Genomic DNA, 14,652 nt, shown 5'->3' on the forward strand with positions numbered 1-14,652 from the left:
GCCCGCGAAGTGTGAGGCGAAGTTCCATGAGCACCCCGAGCACCCCGAGCGCCTCGTCCGAGCCGGGGTACGACCGGTCCGAAACAGGGCACGAGCGCTCCGAGCCGGGGCAGGACCGGTCCGAGCCCGACCTGAGCGTGGTCGTCGGCGAGCGGCGGCAGCTGATCAACCTGTCCTACCGGCTGCTCGGCTCGCTCGCCGAGGCCGAGGACGCCGTGCAGGAGACGTACGCCCGCTGGTACGCGATGACGCCGGGGCAGCGGGCGGCCGTGCTGTCGCCCGGCGCGTGGCTGACCACGGTGGCCACCCGGGTCTGCCTGGACCTGCTCGGGTCGGCCCGGGCCCGGCGCGAGCGGTACGTCGGCGAGTGGATCCCCGAGCCGCTGCCGGACCGTACGGAGTGGATCGGCGGGACGGGCGGCGGCGGGGCGCAGCCGGCCGACCCCGCCGACCAGGTCACCCTGGACGAGTCGGTGAACATGGCCTTCCTCGTCGTCCTGGAGGCGATGACGCCGGCCGAGCGGGTGGCGTTCATCCTGCACGACGTCTTCCGCTACCCCTTCCCGGAGGTCGCCGAGATCGTCGGCCGGACCCCGGCGGCCTGCCGGCAGCTGGCCACCTCGGCGCGCCGCCGGGTGCGCGCCGCGCAGGCCCCGACCGCGCCCCGGGCCGGACAGGCCGGTCTGGTGCGGCACTTCAAGGAGGCCTGGGAGGCCAGGGACATCGCTGCGCTGGTCGACCTGCTCGCCCCCGACGCCTCGATGACCGCCGACGGCGGCGGGACGGTCGGCGCCGCCCTGCGCCCGGTCGTGGGCGCGGAGCGGATCGCCCAGTACCTGGTCCACTTCGCCGAGAAGGCCCCCGGGCTCACCCTCCTCGAACGGACCGTCAACGGCCGCCCCGGTCTGGTCGCCCGGTACGCCGGGGTCACCGCGACCGTGGCGGCGTTCGGCGTGGACGGCGAGCGCATCACCCACATCTGGGCGGTCCGCAACCCGGAGAAGCTGCGCCCGTGGGCGGAGGACGGTCCGCTCCCGGGCTGAGGCGGTGACTGACGCGCCGCTCCTGGGCTGCGGCGCCCGCTACAGCTCCTCCACCACCTCCACCCCCGGGCGCTCCCGCGCCAGGTCGCGGAAGAACCGCTCGGCGTCGATCGCCACCTCGGGCGGGTGCACTCCCGCCGACCCGACCGTCCCGTCCAGCAGTTGGGCCAGCGCCAGCCCGGCGGGCACGCCGGTCGCCTCGGCCATGTCCGCCAGCAGCCCGTCCGCGCCGGCGAGGCGTGCCAGCGCCGCCGCCGGACGGCCGTCCCGCGTCCCGGTGGCGGCGGCGAAGAAGGGCGGGAGGGTGCCCGGGCCGCGCAGCCGCGGGGTTCGGAGGGCGGCGCGCAGGGTGCGGCGCAGCGTGGGGCGGTCGAGGTCGGTGGCGGCGGCCTCGTTGCCGAGCCGCCCGGCGTCGAGGTCCTCGCGCAGCACGTCGAGGTAGGCGGCGGTGCCGGCCCGGACCACCATCAGGTTGGCGGCCGCGCCGGCGGGCCGCAGGCTGCGGTGCAGAGTGACCGGTTCGGGGTGGCCGACGGTGTACGCCGTGCCCCGGTGGCCGCCGGGCAGGTCGAGGGTGACGGGGCGCAGCGGGGGCCGCCGGACGATCCGCCCCGCCTCGACCACCGCGACGGTGCCGCTGATCTGCTGCATCCAGTGCACGGCGGCGGCCGAGACGGCGCCGCCCGGGTCGCGGAGGGTGGTGTCGGCCGACAGGCTGCCGGCCTCGGGGCCGACGTCGACCGGCCAGGCGGTGTACAGGTCGGTCAGGGTGTCGAGGCGGGCGGCGGCGCGGGCGGCGAGCAGGTTGCTGACGCCGGGGCTGGCGCCCATGCCGATCACGGCGCGGACCCCGGCGGCGCGGGCCTCGTCGTCCAGTCCCAGCATCGCGACGGTGGGCTCCCAGTCGTCGCAGATGTCCAGGTAGTCGGTGCGGGCGCGGATCGCGGCGCGCAGCACGTCGAGGCCGAAGCGGTAGTACGGGCCGACGGTGTTCAGCACGAGGTCGGCGTCCGCGAGGGCGGTGTCCAGGGCCGTGCCGTCGGTGACGTCCACCCCCAGTGCCCGGACCGGGACGGCCGTGGTCGTGGCGAGCGCGGCGGCCGTGCGGCGGGCGGCGGGCAGGTCGCGGTCGGCGATCACGAGTTCACGGACGCCGGGGAGCGCGGCGGCGACGCGGGCGGCGACCCGGCCCGTCGCGCCCGCTCCGCCGAGGGCGAGCACCTTCATCGTCGTCATCCCTTCCGGTGGTCCTGCTGGTCCTGGCGGTCCTGATGGTCCTGCCGGTCCAGCGAGGTCAGGAACCGCCGCATGCCGTCGAGGTAGCCGGGGGTGAAGAGCGAGCGGGGTGCGGCGATCGCGAGGAAGGTGCTCCTGAGCTCGGAGTCCTCGACGTCCTTGGGCACGATGTTGTGGGTGGCGTCCTGGAAGCGCTCCACCGTGAGCTGCCCTGGGGCGGTGAGGAGGCGTCGGTAGCCGGCCTCGGTCTCGTCGCTGTCGACGTTGACGTCCTGGCCGCCCAGGACGAGCTGGACCGGCACCCGGAGGGCGGTGAGGTCCTCGGTGGCGTCGGAGCGGTGGTTGCGCTTGTCGAAGGCCCAGCGCTCCGGGGTGAGGCCGTCGGTGTCGCCGCCGGCGGCCCGGTACTGCTCGAAGGTCCCGGAGGCCTGGAGGGCGGCGAGGTTGCGGTCGCTGCGGGCGACGGCGGCCGCGGTCTCCTCGGGCGAGGCGTGCCGGGCCCGGAGTTCGGCGAGCAGGTTGTAGCGGCCCTGCCGGAGCCAGTTGAGCGCGGGGGCGACGGCGATCACGAACGTCACGTCCGGGGACTGCCGGGCGGCCTTGGGCATCACCCAGCCGGCCTGGCTGGCGCCCCACAGGCCGATCCGGGTCGGGTCGATGCCGGGCTGGGTCCTGGCCCAGGCGATGGCGGCGACGGTCTCGTCGGCGCGGTCCTGGATGCTCTGGTCCAGCCAGTTGCCGGGGGCGTGGTTGACGCCGGGTTTGTCCCAGGAGAGCGTCGCGTAGCCGGCCGCGGCCATGGCCTCCCAGATCGGCCGGTAGAAGGTGTCGTGGGTGGCGTCGGTGGGCCCGTCCCCGTGGACGAAGACGACCAGTCCGTACGGGCCGCGGCCTCCGGTGGGGCGGGCCAGGACGCCCTGGAGCGGCTGCTTGCCGCCGGTGATGGTGACCCGTTCCTCCGTGAGGTCGTACTCGTTCTGGTACACGACCCAGCCGCCGGCGCCGGCTACCAGCAGCACCACGGACAGCAGCGACCCCCAGAGCCACCGGTGTCTGCCCAACATCCCCATATCGTTCACCCTAAAATCGATCGTTTCGAAAACGACCGTATCAGAGATGAACGCACTATGATGATCGTCATGCAGGAGATCCCGACCCGGGTACTGGTGGACGCGCTGGTCCGCACCGACGGCACGGTCGACTGCGGCGACCTCTACGCCGTGGCCGGCCACCTCGGCATGACCGACCAGCAGGTCCGGCTGACCGTCAGACGCCTCACCGCCGACGGCCGCTTCGTCCAGGAGGGCCGCGGCCGCCGGGCCCTGCTGCGCGCCACCGCCGCGACCACCCGGGCGATGGAACCGGATCTCGACCACCTCGCGTTCATGTACGCCCAGGACCGCGGCCAGGCCCCCTGGGACGGCGTCTGGCACCTGGCCGGCTTCGCCGTCCCCGAGCGCGACCGCGCCGCCCGCGACGCTCTGCGCGAAGCCCTGCTGCGGATCGGCGGCGCCCCCGTGCAGAACGGCCTCTACGTCTCACCGCACCCCTGGGAGCCCGACGTCCGGGCGGCGGCCGAACCGCTGGGGGTCCTCGGCAACCTCACCCTCCTCAGCACCACCGACCTGCGGAGCGGCGACACCGACGACCCGCAGGAGCTGGCCCGCCTCTGGTGGCCGCTGGACGAGGTCGCCGAAGGCCACCGCCGCCTCGCCGGGACCGCCGCCGACCGCCTGGCCCGGCTGACCGAGGGCGGCCTCGGCGACGCCGAACTCCTCACCCTCGCCGTGGAGCTCGCCGCCGCCTTCACCGAGGCCGTGGAACCCGACCCGCTGCTCCCCCCGGAGCTGCTGCCGCAGCCGTGGCCCGGCACCGGGGCCCGCGAGCTGGTCGCCCGCTGCTGGGCGCTGCTGCTCGCCGACCCCAGGCCGGGCGCGCCACGGCTGTTCGACACCTACGCGGAGGTCGTCGCGGCGGTCACGGCCTGACCGGCGCCGCCTCGTGTGCCGCCGGCTCCGGCTCCTCCGGCGCCACCTGCTCTGGCATCACCGGCTCCGGCTCCTCCGGCGCCACCGGCTCCGGCAGCGTCCGGAACAGCGCCCAGCTCAGCACCGGCATCAGCACCAGCGGCAGCAGCGCCGTCCGCAGCGAGGTCGCGTCCGCGAGCCCACCGATCAGCGGGCCCGCCAGGCCGCCGATGCTCACCGTCAGCCCGAGGGTGATCCCGCTCGCCGTGCCGATCCGGGACGGAAGGTAGTCCTGCCCCAGGGTGACCTGCAGGGAGAACGGCACGTACAGCCCCGCCGAGGTCAGCGCCACGCACAGGTACAGCGCCGGCCCGGGCACCAGCAGCACCCCGGCCACCGCGACCGCCGCCACCAGGTACGACCAGCGGGCCACCGCGACCCGCCCCCACCGGTCCGCCAGCGCGCCGCCCAGCACCGATCCCACCGCGCCGCCCGCGTACAGCACCACCAGCGCCGCCGTACCCGTCGCCGCACCGCCGCCCAGGCGCTGGGTGACGAACAGCGAGAGGAAGGTGCTCAGCCCGACGAAGGCGATCGACCGGCACACGACGGCCAGCGACAGTTTCAGGAAGGACGCCCGGTCGTCCGCGACCGCGGGCGGCGTCGGCCCGGCGCCGGACGCGCGCCGCCGCTCCAGCTCGCGCAGCACCGGCAGGCACAGCGCCGTACCGGCCAGCGCCGGCAGCGCCAGCAGCGGGGTCAGCCGCAGCCCGCCGGTGCCGACCACGGCGGCGACCAGCAGCGGGGCCGCCGCGAAGCCCAGGTTGCCGCCCAGCGAGAACCAAGCCATGCCCCGGTGGCCGCCCCGCCCGCCGGACGCCCGCCGCGCCGCCAGCCGCGCCACCCGCGCCGACTCCGGGTGGTAGGCCGCCACCCCGACCCCGGACAGCGCCACGAAGGCGAGCGTCAGCCCGTACGAGCCGCTCACCCCGCTCAGCGCGATGCCCGCCCCGCCCAGCAGCGTGCTGACCGGCAGCAGCCAGGGCAGCGGACGGCGGTCGGTGAGCGCCCCGAACAGCGGCTGCGCCACCGAGGACAGCAGCGAGGCGGCGAGCACCACACCGGACACGGCGGCGTAGCCGTAGTGGCGCTCGGCTGCGAAGAACGGCACCAGGGCCGCCACCGCGCCCTGGTAGACGTCCACGCAGGAGTGCCCGAGCGAGAGCAGGAGGATCGAGCGGTTGTCGTGCGTACGTTTCGGCATGCCGCCATGCTCGGGGCCACACCCCCTGTCGGACTTCCGATAATCTGCCAGGCGATGCCGAACATCCGCCATGACCCCGTCGCCCCGACCCGCGCCCAACTCCTGCCGCCCGGCGGCGGGATCGACGCGCACCGGCACGACGACCACCAGATCGCCTACGCCGCCCGCGGGGTCCTCGCCATCACCACCGACGCCGGCTCCTGGGTCGCCCCCGGCAACCGCGCCATCTGGATCCCGGCCGGCACCGTCCACGCCCACCAGGCCCACGGCGCACTCGAACTCCACCTCGTCGGCCTGCCCGCCACCGAGAACCCGCTGGCCCTCGACCGGCCGACCGTCCTCGCCGTCGGCCCGCTGCTGCGCGAACTGATCGTCGCCTACACCCGCACCCCCGACGACCGCGGCCCCGAACGCGCCCGGCTGCGCGCCGTCCTGCTCGACCAGCTGCGCGCCTCGCCCCAGCAACCGCTCCACCTGCCCGCCGCCACCGCGCCCGTGCTCCGCGCCGCGTGCACCCTGCTGACGGCCGACCCCGCCGACCGCCGTACGCTCGCCGAGCTCGGCCGCGCCGTCGGCGCCAGCGACCGCACCCTCTCCCGGCTCTTCCGCGCCGACCTCGGCATGACCTTCCCCCAGTGGCGCACCCAGCTGCGGCTCCACCACGCCCTGGTGCTGCTCGCCGAGGGGCTGCCGGTCACGGCCGTCGCCCACCGCTGCGGCTGGGCCTCCGCCAGCGCCTTCATCGACGTCTTCCGCCGCACCTTCGGCCACACCCCGGGCGGGCAGGCACCGCCCTGAACCGGCGGGGTGCGGCCGGTCGCGGGCCGGTCGTGACAGGGGCGCGGCCCGGTCGCGGCCCGGTTGTCCGTCCCTGGTGGCAGGCTGGGGGGCATGTGCGGCCGCTTCGTCTCCACCACCACGCCCCAGGACCTCGTCTCGCTGCTCGGAGAGCTCCGCTGGGACCCGGCCGAGACCTTCGCGCCGAGCTGGAACGTCGCCCCCACCGACCCGGTGCCGGCCGTCCTGGAACGCGTCGACCGGGACACCGGCGAGCTGCTGCGCCACCTGCGCCCGCTGCGCTGGGGCCTCGTCCCCTCCTGGTCGAAGGACCCGTCCGGCGGCGCCCGCATGATCAACGCCCGCTCGGAGACCGTCGACACCAAGCCCGCCTTCCGCAAGGCCTTCACCGCCCGCCGCTGCGTCATCCCCGCCGACGGCTACTTCGAGTGGCGCGAGGTCCCCGCCACCGCCGACCGCAAGGCGTACAAGCAGCCGTACTTCCTCAGCACCGGCGGCGTGATGCTGATGGCCGGCCTCTACGAGTTCTGGCGCGACCGCACCCGCGCCGACGACGACCCGCTCGCCTGGCTGGCCACCGCCACCGTCATCACCACCGACGCCACCGACAGCGCCGGCCGCGTCCACGACCGGATGCCCCTCACCATCGCCCCCGACGACCTCCCCGGCTGGCTCTCCCCCGCCCACACCGACCCCGCCGAACTCCACCACCTCCTCCGCCGCCCCGCCGACGGCGACCTGCGCGTCCGCGCCGTCCCCACCACCGTCAACAGCGTCCGCAACAACGGCCCCGAACTCCTCGACACCGCCCCCGACCCCCTGGGCCTCGCGGACTGACCGACCGTTCCGGGAGACGGAGGCGAGACGAAGGCGAGACGGCGGAAAGACTGCGGACCGTTAAGGACGCCTCGGCGCCCGGCTCAGGTGCGCTCGAAGCCGTGGGAGTGCGCGATGACCTCGAAGCCCCGGCGGGCGTACCAGGTGCGCGGCCAGTCGTCGGACTCGGCGATCAGGAAGCGGGTGCCGCAGTCGGCGGCCGCAGCGCGGTGCAGGGCGGCGGCGAGGACGGCGTCGGCGTGGCCTTGGCGGCGGTGGTCCTCGGCGGTCATCAGGTCCTCGATCTGGGCGGTCCCGGCGGCGGGTTCGAGGTAGAGGTCCGTCCAGGCGGCGACCTCGCCGTTCTCCGCCCGGGCGCCGAGGAAGTGGACGTGTTCGGCGCCGCGGAGGGTGGCCACGCGCCGGTCGACCAGCAGGCGGACCACCTCCTCGTCGGCCTGCGGGAGGGCCGTGCGCCAGCTCGCCGCGAGCGGCGGCCGGAGCGCCTCCAGATCCACCTCCTCGACGGTGCGGCCGTCGGCGGCGGCGGGGACCGGGCCGGTGTGCAGCATCACCAGGTAGGTGCTGTGCCGGTAACCGGCCCGCTCGAAGGGCTCGACGCAGGCGTCGCCGAACTCGCCGTCCAGCACGGACACCACGCGGAACGGCCGGTCGCCCATCACCTCGTCGACGAGGCCCGGCAGGGCGGCCGGGTCGGCGTCGGCACGGTCGACGAAGACCTGGTTGTTCGACCAGGAGCCCGCGAAGCGGTCGTCGAACACCGCGAACCCGCCCGGGAGTTCGACCGTGCGCTCGGCGCGCCGACGGGCGAACCCGGCCAGGAAGTCGTTGATCCGCCGCACCACGTCATCCGTCATGCCCGGCACTCTACGGGTTCCCTTGCCGTACACCGTAGTTGGCGGTCAGCCGGGCGGTGCCGTGATTCACGGGGTGAGGGTGCTCGGCCTCCCCAGCGGTAGCAGGTACTGGATCGGCTCCTCGAGGTCGTCCAGGCCGAGGAGTTCGTGGGCGAGGTCGTCCTGGAGGCCGCCGAGGGGGGTGGTGCCGAGGCCGTGGGCGGCGGAGGTGAGGAGGAGGTTCTGGGTGAGGTGGCCGGCTTCCAGGAGGCCCAGGCGCAGGGCGCGCAGGCCGTAGCGGCGGCGCAGGTGGGCCAGGTCGAGGTAGACGGCGAGGACGGCGGGGGCGTCGTCGATGCCGATCGCGGCCGGGTCGGCCGCCGGGCGGGCGGTGTAGGAGGAGAGGGCCTTGAGGTCGTCGAGGGCGGGCGCCGGGCCGATCGGGCGCAGGCTGCGGTGGACCGGGAGGCACTGGTAGGTGCCGGCCGGCAGGCCGTCCACGGCGAGGGCGACCAGGCGCAGCCGGACGGTGTGCAGGGCGCCCGCGCTGGGGTACGGGCGGTGGCCGGTGCCCTCGCCCGGGGCGTACGCGGACCACAGCAGCCCGCCGAGGGTGGCGGCCGTCAGCGGGCCGGTCAGCGGGCCCCGGGTGGAGCGGCGGGTGTGCAGGGCCTCGGCGAGGGTGACGGCCGGCAGGGGCGCGCCGGGCAGCAGGATGTCGCCGGGCTGCGGCCGCGGGGCCGGGGCGGGCGGCAGGTCGCGCAGGGTGCTGTCCTCGGTGCGGCCGATCTGGAACTTGCTGCGTTCCAGGTACTGGTGGTCCGGGGCGTGGTGGTCGGTGGGGAAGAAGGTGAACGGCTGCGCGGTCTCCAGCAGGGTCCGGGCGGCGAGGCGGCAGACCGCCCGTTCCTCGTCGGGGCCGACGCCGAGCCGGTTGAACAGCATGTGCAGCTGGGAGGCCCAGACCCAGAGGAGGCGGTCCGCTGCCTCCGGAGGTGCGACGGCCCGCATCCTGGCGTCGGCGTCGGCGACCCGTGCGGCCCACTCCCCCAGCCAGGGCGCGGCCGTGCCCGCGTCCAGCGCCGCGCGCAGCGCCCGGGCCCGCCCGGCCAGGGCCTGCCGCTGCCGGGCGAACACCGTGTTGACCCGGGTGTGCACGGCGGCGCCGGGCAGCGCCCGGAACTCGGTGACCCAGCGCCAGGAGGCGGCGTGCCGGCGCAGCCAGCGCGAAGCCGCGAGCTCGTCGAGGCCGAGGGCGGACGCGGTGGTGTGCGCGAGGTCGAGGGCGAGCGGCAGCCGGGACCCGGGGGCCGCTTCGAGGGCCCGCAGGGCCTGGACGGCGGTGCGGGTGGAGTGGGTGAACACCTCCTCGGCGATCGGCAGCAGCGCCGGGCCGCCGTAGCGCTCGGTCTCCGGCTGGTACGGCACCTCCGTGACCTCGCCGTGCGTGGGCGTCCAGGGGCCGTCGAGCGGGGTGCGGCGGGCGGCGAGCCGGGTGAGGTCGGTGGCGAGGCCGGTGGTGAGGTCGGCGGCGCGCTCGGCGGGCGGCGGGCCCGGGGTGCGCAGGCGGATCCGCAGATGGGGGCCGCCCTCGCCGTAGCGGATGAAGAACCAGTCGGTGTCGGCGAGTTCGTCCAGCAGCGGGGCGAGGTCGGCGGTGAGGAAGGCGTCGGCCTCGTGGGCGGGCAGCGGCAGCGCGAGGTGGAGGCTGCGCCAGCGGGCGGCCCGCGGCTGCGCCGGGTCCTTCGTGGTGCTCATGTCCTGCATGGTCGTCGTGTCCTTCCCGGACGGCTGGGGCTCCGAGGGTTCCAGGGCGCTAAGGGAACGGGTGCGGGTGGAGCGGCAGTTCGTCGTGGCGCAGCGGGCCCGGGGTGCGGCCGAGCCGGTACGGGACCTCCAGCAGGCGCGGCAGGCCCCGGGTGCGCCGGTTGAGGTGGCCGAAGGTCATCGGCAGCGCGCCGGGGACGATGACCTTGGCGCAGTGCAGGCCGAGCCGGTCGCGGACGCCGGGCTCGTCCTGGGTGACCACCAGGACCTCCAGGCCCTCCCCGGCGAGCCGGGTGACCGTCCGCTCCAGCAGCTCGGTCAGGTCGGCGACCGGGGCGGGGGCCTCGGGCCAGCGCTCGCGCCAGGGCACCGGGGGCGGGCCGGCGAAGAGGAAGTCCAGCCGGGGCTGCGCCTCGGGCAGGGCGTTGAGACCGACGTGGTCGTCCAGGCCGACGACCAGATCGGGCCGTTCCAGCATCGGCCGCAGCCGCTCCGGATCGCGCGGACCGCCCGGGGCGGTGGAGCGGTGCGGGGCCTCCTGGACGTTGGTGACCACCTCGGCGACGGCGGAGCGGATCGCCGTCAGCGGGTCGTGGTGGGCGCCGGCGGCCAGGAAGGTGCGCGGGGCGTCCGGGTGGCTGTCGGTGGGGCGCCCGGCATGACGGCCTGCGTGGCGGCCCGCGTGGCGGCAGAGGGCGAGCACCGCCGGGACGCCGAGGTCGTTGGTCGCGTCGAGCAGGGTGAGCCGGTAGCCGAGCAGCCGGGCCCGGGCGGCCAGGTCGGCGATCTGCGGGTCCTCGGTGGGGACGGCGATGCCGGGCAGCGGGGTGCGCGCGTACCAGGCCATCAGGAAGGCGTCGCGCTCGGCGACCTCGAACAGGCCGTAGAGCGCTGCCTCCTGGGGGCTGTTGCCGAGCCCGCAGCCGTTCGAGGACTCGTAGACGACGCGGGGGCGCTCGCGGTCGGGCAGCTCCCAGTAGGCGGCGTGCTCGGGGACGGCGACCGGGCGGCGGTGGGTGAGCGACCAGCTGTGGACCCAGTCGAGTACGAGGTCCGGGCGGTACGGGACGGTGGCGGTGGCGGTGGCGGCGGGGTGCCCGGGGTGGGTGAGGTCGGGCAGGCCGAGCCGGACCGGGTCGAGGACCGCTCCGGGGCCGAGGTCGCGTGCGAGCTCGGCGTAGGAGGCCCGCAGGACGGTCCGGCGCCCGAGCGGCCGCATGCCCGCGTACCGTTCCACGGCCTCGAACAGCGCCACCCGCTCGCTGGAGCGGAAGTCCGCAGCCCGCCCGTACCCGCCGTCGTCGACCGCCCGGCCGTCGGCCACCCAGGCGGTGGTGAGCGCGAAGGCGGAGTCCTCGGTACGGAACAGTCGGCGGACCGGGCCGAAGCGTTCGTCGTACAGTTCGGCCCGCAGCCGCTCGGCTCCCGTACGGTCGTTGGGGCCGCGCAGGACGGTCGGGTCGGGCAGCGGGCGGGGTGTCGCGGGCAGCCGGGCGGCTTCGGGCGAGTCGGCGGGCAGCGGATGGCACACCGGGCAGCCGCCGACGGGGCGGACCCGATGGGTGGACCAGGTGGCGCGGGCGCCGTTCACGACGTGGACAGCCGCATCACCCTCATCGTCAGCACCACCCGTATCGCCCGTATCGCCCGCATCGCCCGTCGGGGCTTCGGCCAGTTCGGCGGCGAGCGCGGCCACCGCCGCGCCGAAGGCCGGGGTGCCTGTACCCGCGAGCGCCAGGGCGGGGCTCTGCCAGGGCACCCGGCCGCCGGCGGTGGCGAGCCGCTGGTACTCGGTGCAGCCAAGGCAGGCCGGCGCGCCGGGGTGCAGCACCGGGCCGACCAGGGTCAGCGCGCCGTCCTCGCGTACCGGCACCAGGCGTACGGGGTGGTCCAGGGCGTGCCGGCTGAGCCGGGTGGCGAGGCCGAGGGTCCATTCGGTGAGGTGGACGACGGCGGTACCGCTGGTGGTGGCCAGGGCCTGCGCCGGGGTGAGGACGGGCAGGTCGGTCATCGGGCGTCTCCTGCCGAGACGGATGCCGGACCGGGAGCCGGGACGAGGGCCGTGAAACCGCAGCCGTCCAGGGCGCCGGCGAACGCGCGGGCCGCGGGCGTGGCCGGCCGCCAGGGGGTGGTGCGCAGGCCGGTCAGCCGGCCCAGGTCGGCACGCAAGTCCGCCTCATGGTCGGCGAGTTCGGCGAGCCAGCGGTCGGTCCAGCCCTCGTCGGTCCAGGCGGCCGGGTGGCGGCTCGCGGCCGCGAGCGGGGCGGCCGCGCCGGTGAGGGCGGTGCGGTGGGCAGCGGTCAGGCCGCTCGACCGGGCGAGCAGACGGGTGAGGGCGGCCAGAGCGGCGTGGGCGACGGCGTCGGCGGGGGTGGCTTCGAGGGCCCGGGCACCTTCGACTTCCGCCTGGAACACCCGGGCGTCCGTGAATTGACGGACCGTCAATTCTGGTGAGCGGCCGAGGCAGCGGGCCAGCGTCTCCCACCAGTGCGCCGCCTGCGGATGCTCCCGCCAGGCCGCCTCCGGTAGCGCGGGACCGGTCGGCACGGCCCGGGCGAGGGCCGCGCGGCGCAGGGCCCGGCCGAGGGCGTGGTCCGGGTCGGCGCCGACCACCGGCGCCGTTCCCCCGTCGACGGCGGCCAGGTGGAGCTCCGCGGACCGGCAGGCGGCGGCCAGCCGGGCGAGGTCCGTCCGGGCCGCGCCGGCCACCAGGGTGCCGGTGGGCGTGCCGCAGGAGACCAAGGCGGCGGGCAGTTGCGGCAGGCCACCGGGGGACGGCGCGTCGAGGACGCCCAGCCGGGCGTCGCCGAGGGCGGTGACCCGGCGAAGCGCCTCGGCGAGGTCCCCGGGCGGTGCGGCCACGGGGCCCGGGCCGGCTGCCCACGGGTGGTGCTCGGCGCGCGGCGGACGGGCCTCGGCGAGCAGGACGGCGGGGCGGCCGCCGAGCAGGCGCGGGTCGTCGCCCGGCTCACCCGGGTCCGGCAGACCGGCTACCGCGCAGAGCAGCCGCTGGGCAGCGGCGGCGGCGAGCAGAACGGGCAGGGCGGAGACGGCTCGTACGGTGCCAGGGTCGGCGCCAAGGTCGGAGCCCAGCCGGGCCGCGAGGGCGGTGGCGTCCGCCCGGGCGCGGCCCGGGTCGGCGGGCTCGGTGACGAAGCCGCCGTCCGTACCGCACTGGACGGCGACCGCGACCGGCGGCTCGCCCGCCGAGGCCACCACCCGCCCGGGAGGCAGCCCGGGTTCGGCGACCACGGTCGGTGCGGCCGTCCCGCCCGCGGCCAGGGCCTGGGCCACCGCACGGCCCAGCGGGCCGTCCGGGTCGGCGGCGGCCACCACCGGGCGGGCGGCCGCGAGGGCCGCCGCGGCGACGCCGGGTTCGTCGGCCACCGCGCCGGGCCAGTCGGGCAGCCGGGCGCCCGCCGGGTGGTCCACGATCAGGTCGTGCTCGCGCAGCCGGGCGGTGACGGTGGCCAGCGCCGCCGCGACCTTCGGCTCGGTGACGGGCTCCGCGGCCTCCTGACCGGGGGCGAGCCGGGCGGCGAGCAGCTTCCACAGCTCCGGGAGCGCGCGGCTGCCCTCCAGGGTGAGGCCGGTGCCGCGCCCGCGCAGGTGCAGGCCCTCCCGGAGCGGGGTCACCGCCACCCCGGGCCGCAGGTGGGGCCGCAGATGGGGCCGTACGGCGCCGGGCTCGACAACCACCCCGGTGGCCGACCCGTCGCCCGTCATGCGGCGCCCTCCACCACGGCGATGACCTCGTCCACCCGGTCCTGCCACCGGTGCCCGGTGAGCGCGGGCACGCTGCGGACCACCAGGTGGGCTGCCAGGTAGCGCTCCACCGGCCGGACGTCGCAGATCGAGAGCAGCCGGTACAGGCCGTTGGTGCAGGCCCGGTAGATCAGGTAGTCCGGGCGGGTCCACATCGTGCCGGCGGGGTCGGAGCGGTGCAGCAGCCGGTGGAACTCGCTGTAGCGGGTGCGCAGGTCGAAGTCCCAGCGGGCGGCGGTGTCCGGGTCGCCGAGGCCGGCCGCGCGCTCCCGGTACTCCTCGCGACTGCCGCCGAGGTCGGCCCCGGCCGCCAGCAGGCCCTCCGCCCGGGCCCAGGCGGTGGCCGACCAGTGCGCCCAGTCCCGCTCCCAGCCCTGGGCGCCGCCGTCGGTGATCCGGCCCACCAGCCGGGTGACCGCGTCGCCGACGCGCTCCCAGCGCCGTTCGAAGGCGGCCCGCAGGCTGCCGTCCGGGTCCTCGTGGACGAGGAAGTCCTCCAGGTGCGACAGCATCGAGTAGTGGCCGCCGATCAGCCCGTCCGGGTGCGCGGTGGCGTGCGCCGCGAGCGCCGCCACCACCAGCTGCACCCGGGCCTCGGACGCGTCGCCGTGCGCGCCGAGGAAGTCGCACCCGGAGCCGATCGCGGGCAGCCCGCGGCCGAGCAACTCGTCGCGCAGGGCGGCCGATTCGGCGCCCAGCAGGGCGTTCAGCGAGGCCTCCTCGGCCGGATCGACCGGCAGCACCCGGACGGTGTTGTCCGGCACCAGCGGTCCGTACGGCGGCGCGACCAGCTCCACCCGTCCGGCGACGGCGGCCTCGGCCAGCAGCTGCTCGTCCGTCCGGTCGGCGACGGACGGGTGCGTCGCCGTCCACGCCCGCAGCGCTTCCGCCGCCCGCTCCGCCGCGACGGCAACCCGCGGGCCCGGACCGCGCAGCCGCAGCCGCAGGTGCGGGCCGAACCGCCAGTGCCGCTCGACGTGCGCGTCCAGCCCCTCCGCCGCCGCCTGCCGGGCCTGCGGCAGTACGGCTTCGCGCAGCGCGCGGGCCTTGACGGGCTGGTAGTAGGTCAGGACCACATCACGGGCGGTCACGGCCTCCGGGCCGTCGGCCGGATCACTCATCGGACGCCTCCTCAGCGC

At 76.5% G+C, this 14,652-nt stretch carries 12 protein-coding genes; 4 read left to right on the forward strand and 8 right to left on the reverse strand.

Translation table 11 applies throughout. From position 1 onward, the window contains the following. The first annotated feature begins 26 nt into the window (after positions 1-26). On the forward strand, positions 27-1,043 hold the full coding sequence (gene sigJ, locus ACYP53_RS17960) for an RNA polymerase sigma factor SigJ (protein WP_459648051.1): 1,017 nt from the start codon (positions 27-29) through the stop codon (positions 1,041-1,043). 39 nt (positions 1,044-1,082) lie between these two features. Here the strand turns inward: sigJ and ACYP53_RS17965 are convergent, their stop codons facing one another. Next, positions 1,083-2,279 (reverse strand): saccharopine dehydrogenase family protein, encoded by a 1,197-nt coding sequence (locus ACYP53_RS17965; protein ID WP_459648052.1) that lies wholly within the window; start codon positions 2,277-2,279, stop codon positions 1,083-1,085. Further along, on the reverse strand, positions 2,276-3,343 hold the full coding sequence (locus ACYP53_RS17970) for an alpha/beta hydrolase family protein (RefSeq protein WP_459648053.1): 1,068 nt from the start codon (positions 3,341-3,343) through the stop codon (positions 2,276-2,278). The genes ACYP53_RS17965 and ACYP53_RS17970 overlap by 4 nt, the downstream gene beginning before the upstream one ends. 75 nt (positions 3,344-3,418) lie before the next feature. Between ACYP53_RS17970 and ACYP53_RS17975 the strand changes: the two genes are divergently transcribed. Next, on the forward strand, positions 3,419-4,267 hold the full coding sequence (locus ACYP53_RS17975) for a PaaX family transcriptional regulator C-terminal domain-containing protein (RefSeq protein WP_459648054.1): 849 nt from the start codon (positions 3,419-3,421) through the stop codon (positions 4,265-4,267). Here ACYP53_RS17975 and ACYP53_RS17980 read toward each other — a convergent pair. Then, positions 4,257-5,510 (reverse strand): MFS transporter, encoded by a 1,254-nt coding sequence (locus ACYP53_RS17980; protein ID WP_459648055.1) that lies wholly within the window; start codon positions 5,508-5,510, stop codon positions 4,257-4,259. The two genes, ACYP53_RS17975 and ACYP53_RS17980, sit on opposite strands and share 11 nt — an antisense overlap. A 54-nt stretch (positions 5,511-5,564) precedes the next feature. On the opposite strand from ACYP53_RS17980, the gene ACYP53_RS17985 reads away from it, so the two are divergent. Further along, complete coding sequence (locus tag ACYP53_RS17985; protein ID WP_189922701.1) at positions 5,565-6,308, forward strand: AraC family transcriptional regulator; 744 nt, start codon at positions 5,565-5,567, stop codon at positions 6,306-6,308. A gap of 93 nt (positions 6,309-6,401) precedes the next feature. After that, positions 6,402-7,145, forward strand: a complete 744-nt coding sequence (locus ACYP53_RS17990; RefSeq protein ID WP_459648056.1) for an SOS response-associated peptidase — start codon at positions 6,402-6,404, stop codon at positions 7,143-7,145. Positions 7,146-7,228: 83 nt separating this feature from the next. Here the strand turns inward: ACYP53_RS17990 and ACYP53_RS17995 are convergent, their stop codons facing one another. The 5 genes from ACYP53_RS17995 to ACYP53_RS18015 form a co-directional block, all read right to left on the reverse strand. Further along, positions 7,229-8,002 carry a GNAT family N-acetyltransferase gene (locus tag ACYP53_RS17995; protein ID WP_189922697.1) on the reverse strand — a complete coding sequence of 258 codons (774 nt, stop codon included), beginning with the start codon at positions 8,000-8,002 and terminating at the stop codon, positions 7,229-7,231. Positions 8,003-8,068: 66 nt separating this feature from the next. After that, positions 8,069-9,739, reverse strand: a complete 1,671-nt coding sequence (locus ACYP53_RS18000; RefSeq protein ID WP_459648057.1) for a thiopeptide-type bacteriocin biosynthesis protein — start codon at positions 9,737-9,739, stop codon at positions 8,069-8,071. Positions 9,740-9,797: 58 nt separating this feature from the next. Further along, entirely contained in the window at positions 9,798-11,759 is a 1,962-nt protein-coding gene (locus ACYP53_RS18005) for a TOMM precursor leader peptide-binding protein (protein WP_459648058.1), read from the reverse strand. After that, positions 11,756-13,474, reverse strand: a complete 1,719-nt coding sequence (locus ACYP53_RS18010; RefSeq protein ID WP_459648059.1) for a hypothetical protein — start codon at positions 13,472-13,474, stop codon at positions 11,756-11,758. Before ACYP53_RS18010 ends, ACYP53_RS18005 begins: the two co-directional genes overlap by 4 nt. Then, entirely contained in the window at positions 13,471-14,634 is a 1,164-nt protein-coding gene (locus ACYP53_RS18015) for a hypothetical protein (protein ID WP_459648060.1), read from the reverse strand. The genes ACYP53_RS18010 and ACYP53_RS18015 overlap by 4 nt, the downstream gene beginning before the upstream one ends. Positions 14,635-14,652: the final 18 nt, after the last annotated feature.

It is taken from the genome of Kitasatospora sp. Ki12, assembly GCF_054601375.1.